The 14,912-nt window shown below is 67.6% G+C and carries 13 protein-coding genes; 10 read left to right on the top strand and 3 right to left on the bottom strand.

The features are described 5' to 3' along the window. Nucleotides 1–45: 45 nt before the first annotated feature. On the top strand, nucleotides 46–681 hold the full coding sequence (locus tag AB0H36_RS16425; RefSeq protein WP_360522927.1) for a hypothetical protein: 636 nt from the start codon (nucleotides 46–48) through the stop codon (nucleotides 679–681). On the opposite strand, the gene AB0H36_RS16420 is transcribed toward AB0H36_RS16425, so the two are convergent. Further along, on the bottom strand, nucleotides 678–1,961 hold the full coding sequence (locus AB0H36_RS16420) for an FAD-dependent oxidoreductase (protein ID WP_360522924.1): 1,284 nt from the start codon (nucleotides 1,959–1,961) through the stop codon (nucleotides 678–680). The two genes, AB0H36_RS16425 and AB0H36_RS16420, sit on opposite strands and share 4 nt — an antisense overlap. Before the next feature lie 77 nt (nucleotides 1,962–2,038). After that, nucleotides 2,039–2,521, bottom strand: a complete 483-nt coding sequence (locus AB0H36_RS16415; RefSeq protein ID WP_360522921.1) for an Lrp/AsnC family transcriptional regulator — start codon at nucleotides 2,519–2,521, stop codon at nucleotides 2,039–2,041. Nucleotides 2,522–2,666: 145 nt separating this feature from the next. Between AB0H36_RS16415 and AB0H36_RS16410 the strand changes: the two genes are divergently transcribed. From AB0H36_RS16410 to AB0H36_RS16380, 7 genes are all read left to right on the top strand, one after another. Then, nucleotides 2,667–3,857, top strand: a complete 1,191-nt coding sequence (locus AB0H36_RS16410) for a spermidine/putrescine ABC transporter substrate-binding protein (RefSeq protein ID WP_360522918.1) — start codon at nucleotides 2,667–2,669, stop codon at nucleotides 3,855–3,857. 4 nt (nucleotides 3,858–3,861) lie between these two features. Next, nucleotides 3,862–5,031, top strand: a complete 1,170-nt coding sequence (locus AB0H36_RS16405) for an ABC transporter ATP-binding protein (RefSeq protein WP_360522915.1) — start codon at nucleotides 3,862–3,864, stop codon at nucleotides 5,029–5,031. Next, nucleotides 5,028–5,930 carry an ABC transporter permease gene (locus AB0H36_RS16400; RefSeq protein WP_360522912.1) on the top strand — a complete coding sequence of 301 codons (903 nt, stop codon included), beginning with the start codon at nucleotides 5,028–5,030 and terminating at the stop codon, nucleotides 5,928–5,930. The genes AB0H36_RS16405 and AB0H36_RS16400 overlap by 4 nt, the downstream gene beginning before the upstream one ends. Then, on the top strand, nucleotides 5,927–6,727 hold the full coding sequence (locus AB0H36_RS16395) for an ABC transporter permease (RefSeq protein WP_360522909.1): 801 nt from the start codon (nucleotides 5,927–5,929) through the stop codon (nucleotides 6,725–6,727). Before AB0H36_RS16400 ends, AB0H36_RS16395 begins: the two co-directional genes overlap by 4 nt. Next, nucleotides 6,724–8,115, top strand: coding sequence for an FAD-dependent oxidoreductase (locus AB0H36_RS16390; protein ID WP_360522906.1), 1,392 nt, complete (start codon nucleotides 6,724–6,726; stop codon nucleotides 8,113–8,115). The genes AB0H36_RS16395 and AB0H36_RS16390 overlap by 4 nt, the downstream gene beginning before the upstream one ends. Before the next feature lie 599 nt (nucleotides 8,116–8,714). Beyond that, complete coding sequence (locus tag AB0H36_RS16385) at nucleotides 8,715–9,470, top strand: hypothetical protein (RefSeq protein ID WP_360522904.1); 756 nt, start codon at nucleotides 8,715–8,717, stop codon at nucleotides 9,468–9,470. Further along, on the top strand, nucleotides 9,415–9,987 hold the full coding sequence (locus AB0H36_RS16380; protein WP_360522901.1) for a type II toxin-antitoxin system VapC family toxin: 573 nt from the start codon (nucleotides 9,415–9,417) through the stop codon (nucleotides 9,985–9,987). Before AB0H36_RS16385 ends, AB0H36_RS16380 begins: the two co-directional genes overlap by 56 nt. A gap of 292 nt (nucleotides 9,988–10,279) precedes the next feature. On the opposite strand, the gene AB0H36_RS16375 is transcribed toward AB0H36_RS16380, so the two are convergent. Beyond that, nucleotides 10,280–11,668 carry an aspartate aminotransferase family protein gene (locus tag AB0H36_RS16375; RefSeq protein WP_360522898.1) on the bottom strand — a complete coding sequence of 463 codons (1,389 nt, stop codon included), beginning with the start codon at nucleotides 11,666–11,668 and terminating at the stop codon, nucleotides 10,280–10,282. A 157-nt stretch (nucleotides 11,669–11,825) separates the two neighbouring features. Here AB0H36_RS16375 and AB0H36_RS16370 point away from each other — a divergent pair, with 157 nt between their 5' ends. Then, nucleotides 11,826–13,451 carry an amidohydrolase gene (locus AB0H36_RS16370; RefSeq protein ID WP_360522895.1) on the top strand — a complete coding sequence of 542 codons (1,626 nt, stop codon included), beginning with the start codon at nucleotides 11,826–11,828 and terminating at the stop codon, nucleotides 13,449–13,451. 8 nt (nucleotides 13,452–13,459) lie between these two features. Further along, complete coding sequence (locus AB0H36_RS16365) at nucleotides 13,460–14,887, top strand: gamma-aminobutyraldehyde dehydrogenase (protein ID WP_360522892.1); 1,428 nt, start codon at nucleotides 13,460–13,462, stop codon at nucleotides 14,885–14,887. Nucleotides 14,888–14,912: the final 25 nt, after the last annotated feature.

The raw sequence follows: 14,912 nt of genomic DNA, 5'->3' as shown, positions 1-14,912 counted from the left end.
ATGATTACTCTCGGTGGGCAACTGCTAATTATCGTGGGTGCCGCCATGGATCTCAGAAGCCCGATCAGCACCGTCATCCCGTCGTTGGACGGCCCCGTGTTGCAGGTACTCGCGCGCAGCGAAGGCGGCCTGTCCGGGCGGCAGATCCACAAGCTCGCCGGGACCGGCAGCGTCGCCGGCGTCCGGCTGGTGCTGCAACGACTGGCCACGACCGGCCTGGTGCACGTCGACGACGTCGGCAACTCGTTGCTGTACCACCTCAATCGCAAGCACCTCGTCGCCCCGGCCGTGGAGTTCCTCGCGGATCTGCGCAGCACCCTCACCGGCCGGCTCGCGGACGAGATCAGCGCCTGGCGGATCCCGCCGGTGCACGCCAGCCTGTACGGCGCGATCGCACGCGGCGGCGGTGACCTCGAGAGCGACGTCGACGTGCTGCTGATCCGCCCGGACCAGATCGACCAGGGCGACATCCTCTGGGAGGACCAGGCCGCGCGGCTGATGCGGACCGTCGTCGACCTGACCGGCAACCCGGCGCACGTCTTCGAGCTCAGCCGCACCGAGCTGATCGGTCACGTGACCGAGGAGCCGATCCTCAACGACTGGATGCGGCCGAGCATCCCGCTGTCCGGCCTGCCGCTCGAATCGCTGATGGCCGACTCCGCGCACCTCGCCGTGCGTTAGTCCCCGAGCAGCGGGGCGAGCAGGCGGGCGATCTGGCTGTTGCGGCCGGTCAGTTGTTCCTCGGCGTCCGCGACCGTCACGGCACGCCGGGCGGCGTTGATCCCGAGCCACCGCAGCGGTTCCGGCTCCCACCGGCGGGATTGATGCCCGACCCAGGGCAGCCGGGTGATCGCGGTGTCCCGGCGCAGGATCAGATCGGTCAGGGTCCGCCCGGCGAGGTTCGCCGTACTCACGCCGTCCCCGACGTACCCACCAGCCCAGGCCAGCCCGGACTCACGGTCGAGACCGACCGATGCGCACCAGTCCCGCGCGACACCGACCGGCCCGCCCCAAGCATGCGTGAACCGGACCTCGTCGAGTCCCTCGAACAGCTCCCGCACGGTTGTCCGCAGCGACGCGAAGACCCGGGGCACCTCGTCGTACGACGGCTTGACCCGGGAACCGAGGTGGTACGGCGCACCCCGGCCGCCGAACGCGATCCGACCGTCGGCCGTCCGCTGCCCGTAGATGATCAGGTGCCGAAGGTCGCTGAACGTCGGCCGGTCCGCCAGCCCGATCCGCGCCCAGGTCGCGTCGTCGAGCGGCTCGGTGGCGACCATCAGCGAGTAGACCGGCAGCAACGTCCGCGTGTGTCCTTTCAGCGCCGGCGTGAACCCCTCGGTCGCCCGGACCACGACATCGGCCCGCACAACGCCGTACGGCGTGACCGCACCGCCCGGCCCGATCCTGGTCACCGGCGTCTGCTCGTGGATCGTCACGCCGAGGCGCTCGACGACGTCCGCCAGCCCGCGCACCAGTTTGCCCGGATGGATGGCGGCGCAATGTGGAGTGAAGACCGCCCCGAGCACATTCGTCGCGTGCACTTTGCGGACCGCCTCAGCGGCATCGAGGAAGTGCAGGTCGCCAGGGCCCCACTCGTGGGCGTCGGCAACCATCGCGCGGGCGCGGGCGAGCTGGGCCGGGCTGCGCGCCAGCGCGACCATGCCGCCCTTGTGGTAGTCGCAGTCGATGCCCTCGGCCTGGCTGACCAGGTTGACCTCGTTGACCGTGGCCTGCATCGCCCGGTGCATCTCGATCGCGGCCTCGCGACTCGATCCGGGCAGCGCCGCCAGCTTGCGCGACGAGGCCGGGAAGAACGCGGAACACCAACCACCGTTGCGACCTGACGCCCCGAACCCGGCCGTCTCGGCCTCGAGGACGACGATGCGCAACGCCGGATCGGCCTTCGCCAGGTAATACGCGGTCCACAGGCCGGTGTAGCCGGCGCCGACGATCGCCACGTCGGCGTCCTGGTCGGCCGCGAGCCTCGGCCGCCCGGCGGCCTGCTCCGCGGGCTCTCCGGTGTCCCCCCAAAGGATCAGCGCACACCCCAGGAATAGGTCTGTTTCACCAACTTGAGGTAGACGAAGGTCTCGGTCGCCTTCACGCCCTCGATCTGCCGGATCCGCTCGGACAGCACCTGCAGCAGGTGCTCGTCGCTCTCGCAGAGTACCTCGGCCAGCAGGTCGAACGAGCCGGCCGTGATCACGACGTACTCGACCTCGTCCATCTTCGCGAGCTCGTCCGCGATCGGCTCCAGCGAGCCCTCCGCCTTGATCCCGATCATCGCCTGCCGATCGAAGCCGAGCTCGAGCGGATCGGTGACCGCGACCACCTGCATCACGCCGGCGTCGGTCAGCCGCTGCACCCGCTGCCGGACCGCCGCCTCGGACAGCCCGACGGCCTTGCCGATGGCGGCGTACGAGCGGCGCCCGTCCCGCTGGAGCTGCTCGATGATCGCCTTCGAGGTGTCGTCCAGCAACGCCTGGTTCTTGTCGGGATTCCCCGTTCGCACTGCCACGCCGAGATCCTCTCAGTGTCACGGGGCGTAAGCAAGTCGGCGCAGCGGAATTCGTTGCAAGATAGCCGAATTGCTACGGAATCCCTTGTCTAGATCAGATCGGTTTGACAGTATCGCCCGCGGAAGCTGCCTTTTAGAGGGTCCGATGAGTCAGCGTCATCAGCGTCTTGTCGGCCGCCGGACCGTGCTGCGGGGGATGTCGTTGTCCGCCCTCGGGCTGGCCGGCGGTGGTCTGCTGACCGGGTGTGGCATCCCGCCGGCCACGCAGGCCGCAGGGGAGTGCGTCAGTACCGACCTGTCCGCGGAGCAGAAGGCGCTGATCTTCTCGAACTGGCCGGGCTACATCGACGAGGACGAGGAGGACAGCAAGGCCGAGCCGCCCACGCTGGCCGCGTTCCACGCCGCGACCGGCATCAAGGTCACCTACACCGCCGACGTCAACGACAACGCCGATTTCTACGGCAAGGTCCGCGACCAGCTCGGGACCTGTGAGCCGTGCGGCCGCGACCTGTTCGCGCTGACCGACTGGATGGCGGCCCGGATGATCGGGCTGGGCTGGATCCAGAAGCTCGACCACGCCAACATCCCGAACGTCGACGCCAACCTGCTGGCGACGCTCAAGGCGCCGAGCTGGGACCCGAACCGCGACCACAGCGCACCCTGGCAGAGCGGGCTGACCGGGATCGCCTACAACGCCAAGGTCACCTCGGAGGTAGGCAGCATGGCCGACCTGCTGAACCGCGAGGACCTCAAGGGCCGGATCACGATGCTGTCCGAGATGCCCGACACGATGGGCTTCATGCTGCGCCTGACCGGCGCGGACCCGGGCGACTTCAACGACGCGGAGTGGAGCAGGGCCCTCGAGCTGCTCCAGGACAAGGTCGCCTCCGGGCAGATCCGCCGCTTCACCGGCAACGACTACGTGCAGGACCTGAACGCCGGCAACATCGCCGCCTGCGAGGCCTGGTCGGGCGACGTGATCGCGATGCAGGCGGACAACCCCGACATCAAGTTCGTCGTCCCCGAAGAGGGCCTCAACCTGTGGTCGGACAACCTGATGGTGCCGAACAAGGCCGACCACAAGGCGAACGCCGAAGCGTTGATGAATTACTACTACGACCCGGAGGTCGCGGCCACGCTGGCGGCCTGGGTGAACTACATCTGCCCGGTCGAGGGCGCCCAGGAGGCGATGGAGGCGATCGACCCGGAGCTGGTCGAGGACCCGCTGATCTTCCCCGACCAGGAGATGCTCGCCAAGACGTTCGCCTTCATGCCGCTGGACACGGCCCAGGCGAAGCTCTACGAAACCGACTTCAACCTCGCGATCGGGGGCTGAGCCCATGACTGCACCGGATACCGGCCCCGCCCCACCACCCCGGTCAGGTGACCTAGTCCTCACCGGCCTCAGCAAGCTGTACGGCGGTCAGCGCGCGGTCGACCAGGTCGAGCTGACCGTCCCGTCCGGCGCGTTCTTCGCGTTGCTCGGACCGTCCGGCTGCGGCAAGACCACCACCCTGCGGATGATCGCCGGCCTGGAGGAACCGAGCACCGGAACCATCCAGCTGGGTGAGCAGGACATCACCGGACTGCGCCCGTACAAACGCCCGGTCAACACGGTGTTCCAGAACTACGCGCTGTTCCCGCACCTGAGCATCTTCGAGAACGTCGCGTTCGGGCTGCGCCGCCGGGGCGTCAAGGACGTGAAACCGCAGGTCGAGCAGATGCTCGAGCTGGTCGAGCTCGGTGCCTTCGGCAAGCGAAAGCCGGCCCAGCTGTCCGGTGGCCAGCAGCAACGGGTCGCGCTCGCCCGGGCACTGATCAACCGGCCGCAGGTGCTGCTGCTGGACGAGCCTCTGGGCGCGCTCGACCTGAAGCTGCGCCGGCAGATGCAGCTCGAGCTGAAACGGATCCAGACCGAGGTCGGCATCACCTTCGTGCACGTCACGCACGACCAGGAAGAGGCCATGACGATGGCCGACACCATCGCGGTGATGAACGGCGGCCTGATCGAGCAGCTCGGCACCCCCGCCGAGCTGTACGACCTGCCGGCCACTACGTTCGTGGCCAACTTCCTCGGGCAGTCGAACCTGATCCGGGCCGCGATCATCGGCAAGTCCGACGGGAACCTGATCCTCGACGTCCAGGGTCGCAAGGTGACTGTGCCGCTGCCACGGTGCCGGGTCACCGAGGGCGAGGTCTGGATGGGGATCCGGCCCGAGAAGGTGTTCCTGGCTCCGGCAGGTACGGAGCAGAGCAACGGCGTGAACCAGTTGCGCGGAGGAGTCGTGACCGACGTCAGCTACGTCGGTGTGAGCACGCAGTACCTGACCCGTCTGCCGTGGGACCAGGAGCTGACGGTCTTCGAGCAGAACACCGGGGCGCGGGAGACGCTCGCGGTCGGAGACCAGGTGGATTTGCACTGGCAGCCGTCGCACACGTTCGTGCTGGATGCCAGGCAGGACGCGCTGGCCGGAGTCGAGGACATCGACGATCCGGGCGGTGCCGGGTGAGCGCGGTCGGTCAGTTGGGGGCGACCGCGCCGCCCCCGGCCGGCAAACCGCAGCGGTCCGGCCGGCGGCTGACGGCGTACCTGCTGCTGCTTCCGGGCGGACTCTGGCTGCTCCTGTTCTTCGCCGTACCGCTGGTGTCGCTGCTGGCCGCCAGCCTGTACGACCCGAACGGCTCGATCGAGACCGGGTTCGCGATGACCTGGCACTGGCAGAACTTCGTCGACGCGATGGCCGACTACGCGCGCCCGTTCGGCCGGTCGCTCTGGTACGCGCTGCTCACCACCGCGCTCTGCCTGCTGATCGGGTACCCACTCGCGTATGCGATAGCGATCAAGGCCGGCCGGTGGAAGAACCTGATGCTGGCACTGGTAATCGCGCCGTTCTTCACCAGCTTCCTGATCCGGACGCTGTCCTGGAAGCTGCTGCTCAGCGACAACGGGTTCGTGGTCGACTTCCTGCAGACGATCCGCATCCTCGGGCCGGACGGGCGGTTGCTGGCGACAACGGCCGCTGTGGTCACCGGCCTGGTGTACAACTTCCTGCCTTTCATGGTGCTGCCGCTGTACGCCAGCCTGGAGCGGATCGACCGCCGGCTGATCGAGGCCGGCGGCGATCTGTTCGCCGGGCCGTTCACGACCTTCCGCACGGTCACGCTGCCGCTGTCGATGCCGGGGGTGGTCGCGGGCACGCTGCTGACCTTCATCCCGGCGGCGGGTGACTACATCAACGCCCAGCTGCTCGGCACGCCGAAGCAGCGGATGATCGGCAACGACATCCAGCGCCTGTTCGCCGCCGGCGCCTACCCGACCGCCGCCGCGTTGTCGGTGACGCTGATGGCCGCGATCGTCGTACTCGTGCTCTTCTACGTACGGCGGGCCGGGACGGAGGACCTGGTATGACCAGAGCCGGCCGGTTCGTCGGACGCCACCTGATCATGGTGTTCGCGGTGCTCGTTCTGCTGTACCTGTTCGCGCCGATCGCCGTCGTGATCCTGATGTCGTTCAACGCGCCGGAGAGCAAGCTGTCGTACACGTTCGACGGCTTCACCTGGGACAACTGGCTGAACCCGTGCCGGCCGCTCGGCATGTGCGAAGCGGTCAGCACCAGCCTGCGGATCGGCCTGCTGGCCACCGTCATCGCCACCGCGCTGGGCACGCTGATGGCATTCGCGATGGTGCGGCACCGGTTCCGCGGCCGGTCCGCGACGAACCTGTTCATCTTCCTGCCGATGGCCTCGCCGGAGATCGTGCTCGGCTCGGCCCTGCTCGCGCTGTTCGTGTCCAGCGGCTTCGGCGGACAGCTCGGGTTCTGGACCGTGCTGATCGCACACGTGATGTTCTGCCTGTCCTTCGTGGTGGTGACCGTGAAGGCCCGGCTGACCGGGATGGACGCCCGGCTGGAACAGGCCGCGATGGACCTCTACGCCAACGAGTGGCAGACGTTCTGGCGGATCACCTTCCCGATGGTCTTCCCCGGCATCCTGGCCGCCGCCCTGCTGAGCTTCTCGCTGTCCTTCGACGACTTCATCATCACCAACCTGAACGCCGGGACCACGGTGACGTTCCCGATGTTCGTCTGGGGCTCGGCGCAACGCGACCTCCCACCACAGATCAACGTCGTCGGTACGGCGATGTTCGTGCTCGCCCTCGTCCTCGTGCTCGGCGGCGAGCTCGCCCGCCGGCGAAGGACCCGATGACGTCGCCTCTCAGCGAGGCAGAACCGCTGGTCTTCTGGCTCGACGACAAGTCGGCCCCGGAGGCGCTGCCGCCGCTGCGTGGCGACGAGGTCGCGGGTCTGGCCGTCGTCGGTGGCGGCTACACCGGCCTGTGGACGGCGCTCCGGGCGAAGGAGCGCTACCCGGAGCTCGACATCGTGCTGCTCGAGGCGTACACCTGCGGGTCCGCCGCGAGTGGACGCAACGGTGGATTCTGCGACGCCAGCCTGACCCACGGGTTCGCGAACGGCCAGGCCCGCTGGCCGGACGAGATGCCCGTCATCGAACGACTCGGCCGGGAGAACCTGGACGCGATCGGCGACACCATCGAGCGACTCGGGATCGACTGCGACTGGCGCCGTACCGGAGAGCTCACCGTCGCGACCGCGCCCCATCATGTTGCGGAGATGGCTGCGGAAGCTGCTGTGCGCGATGACGTGACGTTGCTGGACCAGGACGCCGTACGCGCTGAGGTGAACTCACCTACCTATCTCGGCGGACTGCTCGACGTGACGAACACTGCTCTGGTCGAGCCGGCGCGACTGGCTTGGGGACTGCGTGCGGCATGCCTGGGGCTCGGCGTACGGATCTACGAGAACACTCGCGTGCGTCACCTGCGGTCCGGGTGGTTGTCGACGGCAATGGGTTCGGTCCGCGCGGACCGGATCGCGTTGGCCACCAACGCCTTCCCGTCGTTGCTTCGACGACTGCGGCTCTACACGGTGCCCGTCTACGACCTCGTGCTCGTCACCGAGCCGCTGTCCTCGGCTCAGCTTGCCTCCATCGGCTGGCAACGGCGGCAGGGTGTCGGTGACGCGTCGAACCTCTTCCACTACTACCGCCTTACCCGCGACGACCGCATCCTGTGGGGCGGCTACACACCGCTCTACTACTACGGCAGCCGCATCAACCCCGCCCTGGAACAGCGCGACGACATCCACCTCATGCTCGCGCGGCACTTCTTCCAGACCTTCCCCCAGCTGGAAGGCCTCCGCTTCACCCACCGCTGGGGCGGCGTCATCAACACCAGCACCCGGTTCTGCGCCTTCTTCGGCACCGCACACTCGGGTCGCCTCAGCTACGCCCATCGGCTACACCGGCCTGGGCGTAGCCGCCACCCGCTTCGGCGCCGACGTCATGCTCGACCTCCTGTACGGCGAATCCACCGACCGCACTGCGCTCCGCATGGTCCGCGAACGCCCCCTCCCCTTCCCACCCGAACCCCTCCGCGCAGCCGCCATCCACCTGACCCGCTGGTCGATGTCCCAAGCCGACAAGAACGCCGGCCACCGAAACCCCTGGCTCCAAACCCTGGACCGCCTAGGCCTCGGCTTCGACTTCTAGCTCTGGTCGACCCCACGCGCATGTAGTCGACCCACGCGAGCTACGCAAGGGCTCCTACGTCGCCCCCGCTACGCCCGCTCCCACCCACCCATGGCTCTGCGTGCTACCGCCCGCACCTGCGGCTACCGCCGCCCCCCGCGCGCTGCCGCGCGCCATCGACCACCAACGCGGCCCCATCCGCCGGAGCACTGTGGTCACGCCATCACGACACGACGACGCTCAGTTGCCGCCAGCCTGCACGCATGTCCACGTCAGCTACTTCAAGTCGCAGGCAGACTTGCACCGCAACGCGACGGCGGGCGAGGTCGTGAACAGCGACAGTGTCTAGGAATTTCCGCGCGAGTCGGGGTGCAGGTTGTCGTAGCCAGCCTGAGCTGCTGAGTCTCGCGATGCGATTCTGTTGCTGCGAGCATCGACTCCGAATGCAGTCCGCCACGGGTGGCGACCGTATCTCGCGAGGCGGAGGTGCAAACGGCGACAGGTCACACTTGTTCGGCACCTCAGAGCGCCGGCAACTTACTCGATCGCTCGCAAGATCGTGGATACGCCGTGAGGTGGTGGCAAACTGGGGGTGTGGGCAGGCACAATTGTCAGCAACCTGCGAGCGCACGCCGGAGGAGGCACAATGGACGAGCTTCAGCTCTCCTTGGAAGGCCCAAGGGGTGAGATGGCGGCGAGCTGCTTTCTAACTGCCGCACAGGCGATGCTGAAACTGCTCGATGGCGCGTCGCGAGAAAAGGTTGCTTGGCAGGTCTCGACCCTCGCGGAGGGGAGTCTTCGCATCGGGCTGGTGGCATCGCGGTCGGGTGACAGTGGTGATCCTGAGCAAGCAGTGGATACGGTCCTGCGCGGACTCGCCACGCTTCACGAGTCGTCGACCATCCCTCACGGGTTTACGTTGCCCATGATGAGCTACGCCCAGCAGTTGGCTGGGGTGAGGGGCAAGGGTGGGATCACCGAGATCTCAGTATCTGTGGGAGCCACTCTTGTGAAGATCGACGAGGTGCTTGCGCGAAACGCCGAGGAGGCCGTCGCCAGCAAGGTCGTCAGCATAGGTTCGGTGCAAGGAATCCTCGACAAAGTGAACTTCCGGAAGGTTCGCGAGTTCGGGTTGATTGATGAGCGGACTGGTGCCGCGATGAGGGTGACGTTCGGACCAGAGTTGGATGAGGCCGTCAAGCAGTCGATCGACACTCCGGTTGTTGTCACTGGCACCTTGTCCCGCAACGCGACAGGCCAGAAGGTAACAATGCGAGCGCGCACGATAGCCTCCCTGGCGAAGCAACCACCGCGACCAGTCGAACAACTCGTAGGTATTTTGGGTGATGACTGGACTGGTGGCCTGGACTCGGTCGACTTCATTCGGGCGCAGCGTGGTTGACAAGCCGAATGTGTACGTTGACTCGTGCGTGATCATCAATGTCTTCGCACCGAGTGCAAGTGTTGCGGATCAAGACCGACTTCGGCCGAGTCTCTGGGTCCTCTCGGCGGGACAACGCGGACTGCTCAGGCTGACGTTAAGTCCGCTGGTGATCGCCGAAGTTCTTGGCAATGGAAACATCCGTGGCTCACACGTTCCGCCTGACGACCGGGCAGGAAAGGTAGCTAGCGTGCGAGCCTATTTTCACGACAACGACTTCTTGTTCGTCGAACTGGATCAGTTCCTAGGGCTGGAGGCAGCCCAACTCGCAGTCGCTCATCAACTAAGAGGACCTGACGCAATTCATCTCGCCAGCGCTCTGCGGGCAGGATGCACCACGCTTTACACGTGGGACAACGACCTGTTGAAGCTCGACGGACACGAAGCGCTTGGCGGCATGCGCTGTATCGAACCAGCCCCGGAAGGTCAGGGCGATCTGCTGGAGGAATTGTCCGCGTCGACTCCAGACAGCGAGTGAGCACGTCGTAAGGCAAACGGGCGCCTTGGCGCGCATGTGCTGTCGGTGTGATGAGGGCCTTGAGAGTTTGTGGTCGACTCTCTTCGCCCGGACGCGACGTGGCGCGACTCCGCTGAGCACATCCTCGATCGATGGGCTGACGGTTCAGGGGAGCGGTCGCCACGATAGGAGTCGTCTTGCTGACGGACGGTGGTCAGTGGTCGAGCGCGGGCGATAAGCCCGCCGACGCGGGCGGCAGCCTGCATGGAATCGGGTGGGTGGGAGCGCGCGTAGCACGCGTGGGGAAGATCTACTACAGCTTGGATTCCGCTTCGGTGAGGACTGAGCTGAGGATTTGTTCCATTTCGTCGAAGTGGGGTTGGTCGCAGATCAGGGGTGGGGAGAGTTGGATGACGGGGTCGCCGCGGTCGTCGGCTCGGCAGTAGAGGCCGGCGTCGAACAGCGCCTTGGAGAGGAAGCCGCGGAGGAGCCGTTCGGACTCCTCGTCGTCGAAGGTTTCCTTGGTGGCCTTGTCCTTGACCAGTTCGATGCCGTAAAAGTATCCGTCGCCGCGGACGTCGCCGACCAAGGGCAAATCGAGCAGCTTCTCGAGCGTCGCCCGGAACTCCCCCTCCCGGGCCCGGACGTGCTCGTTGATGCCTTCGCGCTCGAAGATGTCCAGATTGGTCAGCGCGACCGCGGCGGATACGGGGTGGCCACCGAAGGTGTAGCCATGGGCGAACGTGGTGTCGCCGTGCAGGAACGGTTCGGCCAGCCGGTCGGTCGCGATCATCGCGCCGAGCGGTGCGTAGCCGGAGGTGAGGCCTTTCGCGCAGGTGATGATGTCGGGCTGGTAGCCGTAGCGTTCTGCGCCGAACATGTGGCCGAGCCGGCCGAAGGCGCAGATCACCTCGTCGCTGACGAGCAGTACGTCGTACTCGTCGCAGATCTCGCGGACCCGGTCGAAGTAGCCGGGCGGCGGCGGGAAGCAGCCGCCGGCGTTCTGGACCGGTTCGAGGAAGACGGCGGCGACGGTGCTCGGGCCCTCGTTCTCGATGGCGACCGCGATCTGGTCTGCGGCCCAGCGGCCGAACGCGGCCGGCTCGTCGCCGTGCACCGGGGCCCGGTAGATGTTGGTGTTCGGGACCCGGAACGTGCTCGGCACCAGTGGCTCGAACGGCGCCTTCAGCTCCGGTAGTCCGGTGATCGACAGCGCGCCATGCGGGGTGCCGTGGTAGGCGATCGCGCGGCTGATGACCTTGTGCTTACCGGGTTTGCCGGTGAGCTTGAAGTACTGCTTGGCCAGCTTCCAGGCGGACTCGACCGCCTCGCCGCCGCCACTGGTGAAGAAGACCCGGTTCAGGTCACCGGGCGCGTAGCCGGCGATGCGTTCGGCCAGCTCGATCGACTTGGGGTGCGCGTACGACCAGAGCGGGAAGAACGCCAGCTCCGCGGCCTGCTTGGCCGCCGCCTCGGCGAGCTCGGTGCGGCCGTGGCCCAGTTGGCTGACGAACAGCCCGGCCAGACCGTCCAGGTAGCGCTTGCCGCGGGCGTCGTACACGTGCACGCCGTCGCCCCGGACGATCACCGGTACGTCGGCCTGCTGGTAGCTCGACAACCTGGTGAAGTGCATCCACAGGTGGTCGCGCGCCGACTGCTGCAGGTGGGCGAAGCCGGCGTCGTCGAGCATGTCGGACGGCATGTCGGTCCCTTCGTCAGGTGGTTTGCCGTTCCCACATCCTGCCCCCCGTAACGCGCGCAGGCAAGTGATTTCGTGCCAAACAAACCGATATGGTGTCGATGTCAGTGGCTGACGACGCGATCTGATGCGGAATCCGTACTGCGTGGGAGGTGGTCGGGTGGACACAGTGTTCGTCAACGGCGCGGTCTTCGACGGCCACCGGCACCGGCCCGGCCTGTCGGTCGGCGTTCGGTCCGGCCGGATCGTCGCGGTCGCGCCGGACCTGACGAGGCTGATCGGCCCGGCGACCGACGTGGTCGACCTCGACGGCGGCTTGCTGCTGCCCGGTTTCGTGGACGCCCACGTTCACCCGGTCCAGGGCGGCCTCGAACGCGCCCGCTGCGACCTCTCGCCGGCGTCCGGCCTCCCGGCGTACCTCGAACGGATCTCGACGTACGCCGGAAGTCACCCGGACGTCCCGTGGATCCTCGGCGGCGGCTGGCACCAGCCGGACTTCGCCAACGGAGCGCCCGCCGCGGCCGATCTCGACACCGTGGTCCCGGACCGCCCCGCCTTCCTGGTGAACGCCGACCACCACGGCGCCTGGGTCAACACCCGCGCGCTCAAGCTCGCCGGCATCGACGCGCAGACCCCGGACCCACCCGACGGACGGATCGAACGCGGACCGGACGGCGTGCCGACCGGCACCCTGCACGAGGGCGCTATGGACCTCGTCGGCCGCCACGTCCCACCCACGACTCACCAAGAGCTCGTCGATGCGCTGACCGACGCGCAGGCGTACCTGCACTCGCTCGGCATCACCGGCTGGCAGGACGCGATCGTCGGCGACTACGCGAACATGAGCGACCCAGGTCCGGCGTACGCCGAGCTGGCGGCCGCAGGCCGCCTGACAGCACGCGTGGTCGGCGCGCTGTGGTGGCAACGCGACCGTGGCCCCGAGCAAATCTCCGACCTGACGGTACGGCGCGACGCCCTGAGCGTCGGCCGGTTCCGCGCCCGCAGCGTGAAGATCATGCAGGACGGCGTGGCCGAGAACTTCACCGCCGGAATGCTCGAGCCGTACTTCGACGGATGTGGTTGCCGCACCGCCAACGCCGGCCTGTCGTTCGTGGATCCGATCGAGCTGCGAGACAACATCACCAAGCTCGACGCCGAAGGCTTCCAGGTCCATGTGCACGCGATCGGCGACCGCGCGGTCCGCGAGGCGCTGGACGCGTTCGAAGCCGCACTGAACGCGAACGGCGACCGCGACCTGCGGCACCACATCGCGCACTTGCAGGTGGTGCATCCCGAGGACATCGCCCGGTTCGCCCAGCTCGGCGTCACGGCGAACCTGCAGGCGTTGTGGGCAGTCCGGGACGCGCAGATGGTCGACCTCACGCTTCCGTTCCTCGGGCCGGAGCGGTCCGGGTGGCAGTACCCGTTCGGCGACCTCGCCCGGTCGGGCGCACGGCTCGCGGCCGGTTCCGACTGGCCGGTGTCGAGTCCGGATCCGCTGGCCGCCGTACATGTCGCGGTGTATCGGAGCTCGCCTGACGACACCGACCCGTTCCTGCCCGAGCAGGCGCTGGACCTGGCGACCGCGTTGGCGGCGTACACCTCGGGGAGCGCGTGGCTGAACCACGAGGACGAGACCGGACGGATCCAGGCCGGCGCGCTCGCGGACCTGGCCGTCCTCGACCGGGATCCGTTCGCCGGACCGGTCGCGGAGATTGCCGAGGCCCGGGTGCGGGCCACCTACGTCGAAGGCGTCCGCGTCTTCGGTGATCGATCGACGAGATAGGGACTGACATGGCTGAGCTCAGGAACTTCGTGGACGGCAAGTCGGTGGGTGCGCTCAGTGGAGCGACGTACAACGTCATCGAGCCGGCGACCGGCGCGGTCTACACGCAGGCGCCGCTGTCCGGACCCGAGGACGTCGACCAGGCGATCACCGCGGCGGCCCGTGCGTTCGAGACCTGGCGGGACACCACGCCGGCCGAGCGGCAGCTGGCGCTGCTGAAGATCGCCGACGCGATGGAGCAGCGCGCGGACGAGTTCGTGCAGGTGGAGAGCCGGAACACGGGCAAGCCGCTGTCGCTGACCGCGAGCGACGAGGTGCCGCCCAGTGTGGACCAGTTGCGGTTCTTCGCCGGCGCTGCCCGGGTGCTGGAGGGCCGGTCGGCCGGTGAGTACCTGGCCGGCCACACTTCGTGGATCCGGCGGGAGCCGATCGGCGTCGTCGGGCAGGTCACGCCGTGGAACTACCCGTTGATGATGGCGATCTGGAAGATCGCACCGGCGCTCGCGGCCGGCAACACCGTCGTCCTGAAGCCGAGTGACACCACACCGGCGTCGACTGTGCTGCTGGCCGAGCTGTGCGGTGAGTTCCTGCCGCCTGGTGTGTTCAACGTCGTGTGCGGCGACCGGGACACCGGTCGCGCGCTGGTCGATCACGAGATCCCACAGCTCGTCGCGATCACCGGATCGGTCCGGGCCGGGATGGAGGTCGCGTCCGCCGCGTCCCGGCAGCTGAAGCGCACGCACCTCGAGCTCGGCGGCAAGGCTCCGGTCGTGGTCTTCGACGACGCCGATCTGGAGAAGGCGGCCCAGGCGATCGCGGACGCGGGCTACTTCAACGCCGGCCAGGACTGCACCGCGGCCACTCGGGTGCTGGCCGGACCGCGGATCCATGACGATTTCGTCGACGCCATCTCCGACCTCGCGCGCGACATCAAGACCGGGCAGCCCGACGATCCGGACGTCACGTACGGCGCCCTGAACAACGCCAACCAGCTCAGCCGGGTCAGCGGCTTCATCGACCGGCTGCCCGACCACGCGACGCTGCGCACCGGCGGGCAGGCAGTCGGTGACCGTGGCTACTTCTACGCGCCGACCGTGGTCTCCGGACTGCGGCAGGACGACGAGGCGATCCAGCAGGAGATCTTCGGACCAGTCGTCACCGTCCAGCAGTTCACCGACGAGGACGAGGCGCTGCGCTGGGCGAACGGCGTCGAGTACGGCCTGGCCTCGTCGGTGTTCACCCGCGACCACGGCCGCGCGCTGCGGATGGCCCGCCGCCTCGACTTCGGCTGCGTCTGGATCAACACCCACATCCCGATCGTCGCCGAGATGCCGCACGGCGGCTTCAAGCACTCCGGCTACGGCAAGGACCTCTCGATGTACGGCCTCGAGGATTACACGAGGATCAAGCACGTCATGTCGAACATCGAGCCTTAGGCCGTGGCTGAGTGGTCTAATCGAG

It is taken from the genome of Kribbella sp. NPDC050820 (assembly GCF_040653975.1).
GTDB lineage: Bacteria > Actinomycetota > Actinomycetes > Propionibacteriales > Kribbellaceae > Kribbella.
This window is presented reverse-complemented; position numbering and strand designations above follow the sequence as displayed.